The organism is Endozoicomonas sp. ALD040 (assembly GCF_049275945.1).
Lineage (GTDB): Bacteria > Pseudomonadota > Gammaproteobacteria > Pseudomonadales > Endozoicomonadaceae > Endozoicomonas_A.
This window is the reverse complement of the sequence record NZ_CP184829.1, coordinates 6,516,875-6,527,755: the sequence shown is the minus strand read 5'-3', so window position 1 is coordinate 6,527,755 and position 10,881 is coordinate 6,516,875. Positions and strand designations below refer to the sequence as shown.

Annotated in this window: 4 protein-coding genes; 3 read left to right on the top strand and 1 reads right to left on the bottom strand. The window is 50.0% G+C overall.

Going from position 1 to position 10,881, the window contains the following annotated elements; all coding sequences use genetic code 11:
* The first annotated feature begins 44 nt into the window (after positions 1 to 44).
* The gene (locus tag ACOJUN_RS24055) at positions 45 to 2,744 is read left to right on the top strand and encodes a hypothetical protein (protein ID WP_422134371.1); all 2,700 of its coding nucleotides are present in this window, start codon (positions 45 to 47) and stop codon (positions 2,742 to 2,744) included.
* Between the two features lie 92 nt (positions 2,745 to 2,836).
* Complete coding sequence (locus ACOJUN_RS24050) at positions 2,837 to 5,581, top strand: hypothetical protein (RefSeq protein ID WP_422134370.1); 2,745 nt, start codon at positions 2,837 to 2,839, stop codon at positions 5,579 to 5,581.
* On the opposite strand, the gene ACOJUN_RS24045 is transcribed toward ACOJUN_RS24050, so the two are convergent.
* Positions 5,574 to 9,557: a hypothetical protein gene (locus ACOJUN_RS24045; protein ID WP_422134369.1), complete on the bottom strand. Its 3,984-nt coding sequence runs from the start codon at positions 9,555 to 9,557 to the stop codon at positions 5,574 to 5,576. The genes ACOJUN_RS24050 and ACOJUN_RS24045 overlap by 8 nt on opposite strands.
* Positions 9,558 to 9,711: 154 nt before the next feature.
* Between ACOJUN_RS24045 and ACOJUN_RS24040 the strand changes: the two genes are divergently transcribed.
* Positions 9,712 to 10,788, top strand: coding sequence for a quinone-dependent dihydroorotate dehydrogenase (locus tag ACOJUN_RS24040; protein WP_422134368.1), 1,077 nt, complete (start codon positions 9,712 to 9,714; stop codon positions 10,786 to 10,788).
* The last annotated feature ends 93 nt before the right edge of the window (positions 10,789 to 10,881 follow it).

Below are 10,881 nucleotides of genomic sequence, written 5' to 3'. Positions count from 1 at the left end.
AAGGCACGGGTGGACCAGGATCGGGTTCTCAGTTCGCTGATTTAATGAAAAATGTCTCAGAGCTTGAGGCGATTCATAAAAAAGGAGGAGTGGGCCGGATTGAAGTGACTGAATGTCCTGAGACAACAGAGCAGGGCTCTTTGACGACTTTCAGAGGGAGAAAGGTTGTCAAGGTTAAACCCCGTAAGAACCTGTTCAAAAGGCTGCTTGACTTTTTTACTCTCAGAAAGTCAGTAAGAGAGATCAGAGCCATACAAAAAAGAGATGCCGAGGCTGTGTTGCACGACCAGGTCTTGATGGCGCTTCGTGACAAACATCTGGATACACAGGATAGAAACCGTCTTATCAATGCTGTTGCCACTGGTGTTATCCCCGGGTTCAGCCAAGAGGAGAGGCAAGGGATGAGAGAAAAAACTCTCAGCCACCTCGAAAGCCTCAACGTGTTTCAGGGACCTGAATCCATAGGAATGATGCTCAATGAGGCAGAAGACGGAGTAAAAGCCTTTCCAAAACTGATTGACACCATTTCGTCCGTCTCTCTCTATGATGCCCGCGAGGCTATTAAAGGTTATTACACGACTTTGCTCCTTGCCCCTGAGCGAATACCGGTTAACAGCAGACTGCATCAGGATATTGCCAAGCTGGAAGAGCATTTTAAAGTTACCCGCCAGTTAGATGGCTTTCGGCATTTGGTCAATGAGGTCATTGAGGAGGTTATACACTCTTTGCCTGAACGCCTGTCAGACGATGAATATTCGCAGTTATTGGCTAACTGGAGTCACTTTCCTGATACAAACCGTGACAGGGCCCTGGCTAGAGTTATCGATAAAACGTTCACTAATGTCACCCGCAAAGAACCTTCTATTCACGGCCACCCACGAGAGTTGGTGCAGGAGAAAACTGCTCGCTTTATTGACGCAATGCGCCGTGATCCTGAACTCGAATCGCGATTCGGTCTTGACAGGATTCAGCAGTTGATCATGCAGTTAGCTCAAGATAAAGCTCAGGTGACAGCGGAGCTGGAGCGTTTGAGTGATGAAGTAACCCGGTTAGATGTAGAAGCCATCAGAGAACGCTTGAAAGCTGGTGAGGCGTTGACCAGAGAAGAAAGAGAGCTGATAGCGGAATCAAGACGTGTACTGCTGGATATTCAGTTGACGGCGGGCAGGCGGTGGGACATGGCAATGCTCCTGCAGCCTGACATCTGGATAGCTCAGGAGGAGGAACACGAAAAACTATTGAAGATTCAGGAAATCGGTACTCTGAGGGGAGAAGAGGTTGATCTGGCGCAGCTCGACTGGCTGATCAGGCAGCATGATGAGGCCAGAACTCATCCTCGGGTAGCTATTGAAGGAGCCGGCCCCACAGGGCTGACGTTGGCCTTGTCACAGTTCGAAGCCGGTGCCAATGTTGCCATCTTTGAGAAGAGAAGTACTGAATACGACAGAGTTCAGGTGGTCAGGCTGGACCCCAAATGGTTGGATATGCTGAAGTTTTATCTGGGTGAGCATTATTACGAGCTTTTTGGTGCAGGTGAAGAAAGCAAGGGCATCATTCGTCCCGATGGCTTTGGCGAGATAACCATTCATCGGTTAGAGGAAGCATTACACGACCGACTGACTGAGCTGATGGGCAGGAATTATGATAAGACCAGTGAGACTGACCAGCCTCTCAGTCTGGAAAGAATGGCTGCCTATGAGCTTGAAGAGGTAGAGTCGGGGGAGGAGGGTTTCAAAGTCAGGGCTCGTTATAATCCCGAATATGATGTGGCGCAACGGGGCAGGGCAAAAGATCACACTCCGGAGGAAGCGGTCAAGTATCGGCCTGTAGATATACTGATCTGTGCTGGAGGTAAAAACACCCAGCTGCGAGGCAAGTTCATGGAGGACAAAGTGCTTGTCCGTGCCGAGCCTTACGGTGTCTGTAGCTGGGAAGGTAAAAAAGGTGCAGAGTTACCCAGCCAGAAGCTGGACAGGTTTCAGGATTTCAGGGAGATGGTGGTTTTTGACAAGGAATTTCATGAGCACTTCAGGGAGAGCCTTTCCAAAGAGCTGCTTCTTTTATCAGAACCTGCTGACTCAATAAAGGGTGTCGTCGACCCTAAGGATCTGCTGGAGCTTGAGTTCAAGACTATGAATCGGGTTATGCAGACTCGCTGTTTTGAGAACAAGAATCTGGTTTACATTGGCATGGAGTTGCCAAAGCACTTTGGTCAGTATTGTAAAAAACTGGAGGGGAAAATTAAGCGGAATCTGTCGGTCAGTGTGACTCCGGGATCGGGTATTATTAATCCGGAAGAGGCTGATAAACAGGCTGAGAAAAAAGCCAGAGAGGCTGTCAAGGCAGTTCAAAAAGCCTGGTTCCAGGCGGTTGCCCATTATTACGGAATCGACGACTCCAGATCACTGGGCGCTACATCGGACAAAATCAATCACAAGTTTGCTTCGGCCTTTTCGGTGCAGCAACACAGGGTTGAGAAAAGTGTTGTAACCAGGCAGGCAGACGGACATGAATTAACAGTAACAGTAGCCGGTGATGCCGCAGTCAGCCCTCATTTTATGAGTTACAGTGGGCTGACCGGAGCCAGAGAACATGTTTTGCAATTGCAGGAATTTACCCAAAAAACGGCCAATGATGTCAATCCTTCTGATAGGTTGCTGCACCGGGAAGAGCTTGAGCAAAGGCAGCGGAGAACCGCTGACTTTGTGATTCAGCGAGGCAAAGCGTTCCTGGGTCGCAACTGAAGACCTGATTTTGACGGTTGCATTGATCAATAACGGAATTATTTGTTCATCGTTGTATTTGTTTAATCACTCAGGCAGGGAGGCCTGTAACTATGAGCGTTGGAGGTGCAGGTGGACGAACACAAGCGAGTTCTCAGTACGCTGATTTAATGGACAATGTTGGGAAGCTTGAGACGTTTTGCAGACAACGAAAAACAGCCCGGCTTGAAGTGATTAGCGAGTCGGGGGCACCAGGGCAGGACACTTCCGCTAGTTTCAGGGGGAGAAAGGTCATCAGTGTCAAACCCCGTGGAAACCTCTTCAAAAGGCTGATTGCCTTTTTTTCTCCTACTCGCAGCGCAAAAGCGCAAAGGGCCCGTGAGCGTGAAGCAAAGGTTTTGTTGCATGACCAGGTGATGAAGGCTATTGAGGGTGGGGAGCTTAGTAAACAGGACAGAAAACGTCTGGTAGATGATGTGTCTGGTGGGGTTATTCCGGGTTTCAGCCGTTCGGAAAGAGAAAGCATACGGGGTAGAATTCTCCACGCTGTTTTGAGGTCTGAGAACATAAACACGATGCTCAGTGAGGCGGAAGAGGGAATAAAATCCCTGCCAGCACTGATCGACAAGATTCCAGCGGTATCTCTACACGATGCTCGTGAGGCCGTTAAAGGCATCTATAAGGCTTCACTCCTCAAACCAGGTCGAATATCGAATGACAGCAAGCTGCAGCAGGATCTTGGCAGGTTGGAGCGGCATTTTGCTGGTAGCGCTCAATCAGGGGATTTTCGGTGTCTGGTCGAAGAGGTGATTCGGGAAACGCTTCATTCGTTGCCCGAACGGCTGTCGCAGGATGAGTATGACGATTTATTGTCTATCTGGGGTGAGGAATCAAATAGTTTTATAATTCCAGACCATGAGTTGCCCCTCCGCACAGTGGTAAAACAAATATTTTTGAGTGCTGCAAGCGCAGAGTCTTCCATTCACAGCGACCCACGAAATTTAGTACTGGAAAAAGACTACCGTCTTATTCAAGACCTGAAGCGTTATCCGAAACTGAAAATTGAAGTCAATCGTCGCAGCGAATTTTCTTATCTGAAGCGACAGTTATCTGCGGATAAAGCCAAGGTGAGAAAAGCATTGAATCAACTGAGTGCTGAAGTCACCAGGTTAGATGTAGATAACATCAGAGAACGCCTGAAAGCCGGTGAAAACCTGACCAAAGAAGAGGGGCAGCTGATAGCAGAATCACGACGAGCACTGTTGGATATCCAGTTGACAGCGGGCAGACGATGGGAACTGAGCATACTCTCGCAGCCTGAACAATGGCCAGGTCAGCAGGACACTCTCACCAAGCTGTTAAAGATTCAGGAAATCGGCACTTTGAGGGGGCAGGAGATTGATCTGGCGCAGCTCGACTGGTTGATTAAGCAGCATGATGATGCCAGAACTCACCCCCGGGTAGCGATTGAAGGGGCGGGTCCCACCGGGTTGGCTCTGGCCTTGTCACAATTCGAAGCCGGTGCCGATGTTTCCGTCTTTGATAACAGAAGTACTGAATACGACAAGGGTCAGGTGGTCAGGCTGGATCTCAAATGGATGGATATGCTGAAGTTTTATCTGGGTGAGCACTACTATGAGCTCTTTGGTGAAGGTGAGGAAAGCAAGGGCATTGTTCGTTCCGATGGTCTTGGCGAGATAGCGATTCAGCATCTGGAAGAAGTCTTGCAGGATCGATTGAACGAGTTGAGGCAAAGGAATAATCAAACCCATGAGGGTGACGGGCCTGCCAGTCTGGAAAGGATGACTGCTTTTGAGCTGGAGGGCGTTGAGTCGGGAGAGCAGGGCTACAAGGTCAGAGCACGTTATAACCCTGCTTATGACGCGGCGCAACAGGCCGGGGCAAAGCATGACACCCTTGAGGAAGCGGTTGTGCACCGACCTGTGGATATGATCATTTGTGCCAGCGGGAAAAATAGCCGGCTCGGAAACAAGTTCCTGAAGGATGGCATGGGCAACTATGGCAGGTCATACACTGCCTGCAGCTGGGAAGGTAAACAGGGTGAGGAATTACCCAACCAGGAGCTGAATACCTTTCAGGATTTCAGGAAGACGGTGGTCTTCAACAAAGATTTTCATCAGCACTTCAAGGAACAGCTTTACCAGGAGTTGCAGATGTTAAAAGAGTCTGATGACCCCATAAGGAACGTCGTCTTCCGAAAGGACCTGGAAGAATTGGAGCGCCGGACACTGGATCAGGGTATGCAGACCCGCTGTTTAGAGAGCAAGAATCTGGTTTACATTGGTATGGAGTTGCCAGATCCCTTAAATCAGTATTGTCACAAACTGAAGCGAGACATCAGGGATCAGTTACTGAAGAGCTCGACTTCAGGATCGGGTCCCGGCAATTCAGAAGAGGCTTATCAACGGGCTACAAAAAAAGCCCTGGAGAGTGTCAAAAAGGTGGTTCACAAAGCCTGGTTGCAGGCGGTTGCCCACTATCATGGAATTGATCAGTCCGGGTCAATAGGGGCTACATCGGACAAAATCAATCACCAGTTTACTTCAGTCTTGTTTGCGCGGCATCAACGGCGCGAGCAAAATTTTGCGATCAGTGAAGCCCATGGACACCAGTTGGCGGTGACGGCAGCTGGTGAAACTGCAGTCGGTGATCATTTCATGCTTGACAGTGGACTGAGCGGTGCCAGAGAAAATGTTCTGAGTCTGCAGGACTTTACCCATAAAACGGCCAAACATACCGATCCCTTTGATCCAGACTTGCATCGGGCAGAGCTTGAAACCAGGCACCGCAGAATCACTGACGATGTCAGTGAGCACGCCCGGGTATTTCTCAGGTGAAGGCCCGGGTTGATTCTCCGGGCAGGGCAATAACAGCCTGATCAATAATCAGAGCCTGCTCTTCTTCGGTCATATTCTGAAAATCAGGGTTCTCTTTCAGTTGCTGTCGGAAACGGGCAACCCTGAGCCTTTCAACGTCTTGCATGGTCCGACCCTGATCTTCCAGCCGGTTGGCCAGTGCTGTACTCATCTGTTTAAGGTTGACTTTTCGACCCTTGCCAAAGTCGTCCTCAACGCTTTTTGCGGCCGTGTGAACCGCCAGCTGCAGTCGCTCCAGCGCCGCCGATGAAATGTCCTTCTCCAGACGATTATGCAACTCACTCATGACATGGTTTTTGATGGTCAGCAGGTCATCACGACTGAGAGATCGGTGCGAAACACTACCATCCTCGTCTAAAACCCTTTTGACCTGTCTGCCAAGAGCAGCCATTTTCAGCAAATAGTGACCCCTTATCGTTTGCCTCAAAGTGTCTTCCAGAGTCTTCTCAATGGCTGGCAGGGTGGTGCCGGGGGTGGGGGTACCACAATGGCGGTTGATGGCCAGAGGAATCTCCAGTAATTGATCCTGAATGTAATAACCAATGCCACGGCTGATCTCCGGAGGATGAAGCCCCAATTCCCTGAGTTTTCTTCTGAAGGTGTTAAAGGCTTTGTGATCTTTGGTCAGGGTATCGATCCTGTCTTTATAGCTTTGGAGGATCATCAGGGCTTTCTGGTTTTTCAGAATGCTTTCTGCCAGTTCTTTCCTGGAGTCAGCTAATTCGCTGACTTCCATTTCCACCCCGGCGTTAACGCTATCAACCAGATGTTTGTCCTCTTCGGTTTGACACCATGGCTGCCAGTAAGTATTGGCTACTTCGGCGGTGATGGTTTCCCGCAGGTATTGCTTGAACGAGCTCTGGGCGGTCATTTTAGCCATCATCCGTTTTGATGATTCCATGCAATGCGCTTCAATACGGGCTCTTTCATCGGAGCCTTCCGGCAACAGCATCTGGTAATAGTGAAGGCCGTCTTTGTACGTATAAACCAGGGCTTCGACATGATCCAGAGAGTTAGATAGTCGACTGATGACGCTGCCGACAGTCAATGTCGTGACAATCAGTTCGAAGCTGGAGGCGACTATGGGCCATAATGCCGCACTCAGAAGGCTCCCGTAGAAAGCGCCACCAGCTACCAGAGCTCCGGTTGTGACTGAGCCACCCAGAACGACCAGGCATTTGGCACCTTCAGCGGCGAGCCGACCAAAGGCTCCGGCTTCCTTTTTGTTGTAGGCATGGATCGCTTCTGTCAGTCGGTTGTAACGGACTCGAAAGGGGTTGAAGTAGATGTTACAGAAGCTTTTGGCCAGACCGCCCTCTTTAGAAACGCCTCTGGCAATCTGTGCCAGCTGATCCGTGGGGCTGGATGTGTTGGCAAAGGCTGGTCCATAGTTGATCAAACGATTCAGGACTCGAACCTGACGACCATCCAGTTGATTGACGCCTTCACGGATCGCAACGGCTCCCGTTGCATGAGTTGTTGCGGTAGCAACCGCTCCAGCCAGTCCGCCAACGGTCCAGCCCATTACGCCACCTGCGGGTCCGGCAATCAGGGCGCCTGCTGTCAGTCCGAGAAGATTACCCAGTCTGGAACCTGCCGTATGATTGGCAAGGTCGGCAAAGAAGTTCAGGGCGATAGAGCCTTTCAGGGCCAGGTCTGATACCTGCAGCAGAAATTGGAACCGTTTTAACAATGCCGCCTGTTCAGGGTGGTTGGCATAGCTGTCTGTAGGGTCGAATGTTTCATTAACGGCTTTATCTCCTGCAAAGCAGGAGGCTGCTGATTCAGCCGACATTCTTGCCTGAAGTTGTGAAACCAGTCCTGAATTGCCGGCGCCCACCAGTATTTTTAACTGCTCAATAGTCTGGACAGAGTCTCCGACCAGACGACGGAACATTCGTGGATGACTCTGGGCGATTGCCACTACGCCCGAAAGTGTCTCACAGGCCTGCTTTTCCAACTCTGTGTAACTGCCTTGTACTCCGGTCAGTACACTCCAGGCACTGCCTTTACCGCTATACCAGTCCTGAAGCGTGGTCGCGGTGGGCTGCACAATATTGGACACTCGGTTAATAATACCAGTGGTAGAACCGGGAATGGCCTCGCAGGTTTTCAGAAGCTCTTCACTGAACGAGTAGCCAACGGCTTTCAGATCTTTAAGGTGCTGAAGTTCGGCCAGTTTGTCATCAAAGGATTTTCTATGAGGCCAGATGATCTGATACCCCACCGCCATCATCGCTTCTTCGCCCGAATTGACGGGCCTGACCGGGGCAGTTTCCTGCAGTGCCTGATCCATCACTTTCAGTAGTTGCAGGTTTTCCTGATAATCACCGGAACTCATAACGGGAGGCATTTGAGGGTGTTCTATCAAGGCTCTGGTCTCTGCCATCAACTGCTCTTCCTGAGCCAGCCTGAGGTCATGATGTTTCTGCTGATAAGCGACTATGGATGAGTAGCTTGGGTTTTTATGATAAGCCTGCAGGTGATCACTGTATTGCTGGATGGCGTGATACAGCTTTATTTCTGCATCGTCCTTATGCCTGCAGTTATTCAGCTTGTGCATGAGATGCCGGGTGGCAGGGGGCTTGAGCATAAAGATCCGTTCTGAAACTGGAATTTCCAGCTCCAGTTTCATAAAACGAACCAGTTGAATGGCGTGATGGAAATGCTCTAACTGTGTCAGCATGTCAGCAGGTATTTCCTCATGCTTTTCCATCGCCAGCATATGGCCAACCTGCTGCTCTGTTTCATTCAGCTCGTCGATGGAGAGTTCCGATAACTCTATCGACATTAAGTGTTGGTAGCGCTGTTCGAAGTAGAGCTTTCGGCATTCCATTTCCAGAAAGTCCTGAACCTCTTTATGATCGGGGTTTTCAATGAAGTCCGTCAGTTTTTCGGGCGTGCAGGGCATCTCGGCAAGGCACTTGAGACGGTTTGATAAAAACTGCAGTTGCTGACGACTTTGCCACTGTCCGGAGCGCATCTTGTTTCGTGCTTCATTAATATCAGCGCTGCAACGATCCAGCAGCAGTTCGTGAACAACTTGTGGTATTTTCCAAATCATTGTTCCGGTTAACTGTGAGCGGTTGTTCCAGTCACCGGGTGGTGGAAAATAGAGTCCCTTCAGGGCTTTTTGAGCGTTCATTTTTTTCAAGGTTCCGGCAGCTGGGTTGGCGCCGGCATTCTCTGGTTTGAAGGGGTCGGTCTTTACCTTTTGCACGAAGCACTCTTGAAGCCCAAGGTAAAAAGGTGTCTTGCCATGCTGTGTTTCAAATTCAAGTAACTTTTCAAGCAGAGCATGGTAATCATGAGCTGCTAACAGGTCGAATAAAGCCTCCAGCTGCTTTCTGGCTTCCGGTCTGCTGGAAGTGATGCCCCACCAGTTTTTTTCTATGTCCTCAGCCAGTGCCAGCAATCTCTGTTGTAACAGGGCAAAACCGCTTTGCGGGCACTCATCCAGAATCCGTTCGAGAATGCCATAGGGATGCAACATAGAGATGATTTCAGCAGCCATACCTTCTTGTCTGAACCTGTCCAGCAAGTCGGGATACTCACGAATCAGGGTTTCCCGGTCGTGAGCCGAGAATTGCCAGTGATCCTTTTGGGGGATGGGAGGGGGATTTGCAGTTTCCGCCATTCTGGTATCGTAATCTTTCATCCAGTCCGGGTTGTCGTCGGCATCCTCAAAGACTTCATTCTCGTCATCAATATCAGGCGCAGAAATGGACGTTTTTCCGATGAATGCGGTGGGGTTAGATTGAGTGACCTGGTGTTCAGAGAGAGGTCTGGAGAAAGGTATAGCATTGCTTCCGGCCTCCTGACGGGGAATATAGGTTCCTGCATCCGCCAGAGGGTTCTGCGCAGGGCTCAGGCAAGAGTGAGGCTTGTCTGGGCAACCTGTGCTTTTTGGAACACTTCCCATCAATACTTCTAACATATCTGGCCTCCTGCCAATATCAGTTAAATGGGTCCCTTATTAAGTAAGACCCTCGGAATGGCAGAAAATTTCCATTTTGGTCAGAATAACTGTCCGTCTTGTTAGTGCCAGTCAATTCGGAATTATAAAAAACCCTGCGACACTGGTTTTCAAAATGAAGCTGCGTATAATTTCGCAGGTTTATCTACATTATCCGGGGCTTTTCATGTACCAACTGGGCCGAAAGTTGTTATTTTGTCTCTCTGCTGAAAATGCACACGATGTGGCACTAGAGATGATAGGTGCGGGCCAGCGGCTTGGCCTGACCGGTGCTTTTGTGCCATCTGTGCCTTCCCGTCCCAGGGAAGTTATGGGGCTGACCTTTGAAAACCCTGTCGGCCTGGCAGCAGGTCTTGATAAAAATGCAGATTGCATTGATGGTCTGGGCAGTCTGGGTTTTGGTCATATTGAGCTGGGCACCGTGACACCCCGCCCTCAACCCGGCAATCCAAAGCCCCGGTGCTTCCGGATTCCAGAGCGTCAGGCGCTGATCAATCGCATGGGGTTCAACAACAAAGGGGTTGATCACCTGGTTGAAAATGTCCGCAGGTGTCATTACCAGGGCATCATTGGCATTAACATCGGTAAAAACTTTGATACTCCAGTAGAAAACGCTGAAAGTGATTATCTGACTTGCCTGCGAAAAGTGTATCCCCATGCCAGCTACATCACGGTTAATCTCTCATCCCCTAACACTCCGGGGCTGCGTAAATTGCAGTTTGGTGATGCTCTGAAAAGTCTGCTGGATGCCTTGAAAAAAGAGCAGGCTTTATTGACCGACAAATACGGTCGCAGGGTTCCGGTAGCGATCAAAATTGCACCGGACATGAATGAAGATGAAATTGCTGACATCGCCCGTGAACTGGTTTCCTATGAGATGGACGGGGTTATAGCGACCAATACCACCTTGTCGAGGGATGCTGTTGAGGGTTTGGCCAACGCCGATGAACAGGGTGGGCTCAGTGGTGCGCCGTTAAGCGATCGCTCGACAGAAGTGATTAAACTCTTGTCTTGCGAACTGTCCGGAAAACTGCCTGTTATTGGTGTGGGCGGTGTCATGGATGCCAGAACCGCAGCGGACAAGATCAAAGCAGGGGCCAGCCTGGTTCAGCTCTATTCAGGTTTCATTTACAGAGGTCCTTCCCTGATTCGTGAAGCGGCAGAGGCCGTTTATTCTTGTGATCATGGTTGAAACACTTTTAAGCAGGCTCTGACTCAGGGATATGCTTCTGCGTTCATGTGGTTGTTGCACGAGATGAAAGAAGCCCCGGAGATCCGGGGCTTA

Bases quoted from the DNA above. Each gene is read 5' to 3' on its own strand.
- ACOJUN_RS24050 (WP_422134370.1), top strand. From the start codon at position 2,837: ATGAGCGTTGGAGGTGCAGGTGGACGAACACAAGCGAGTTCTCAGTAC.
- ACOJUN_RS24040 (WP_422134368.1), top strand. From the start codon at position 9,712: ATGAAGCTGCGTATAATTTCGCAGGTTTATCTACATTATCCGGGGCTT.
- ACOJUN_RS24055 (WP_422134371.1), top strand. From the start codon at position 45: ATGAAAAATGTCTCAGAGCTTGAGGCGATTCATAAAAAAGGAGGAGTG.
- ACOJUN_RS24045 (WP_422134369.1), bottom strand. From the start codon at position 9,557: ATGTTAGAAGTATTGATGGGAAGTGTTCCAAAAAGCACAGGTTGCCCA.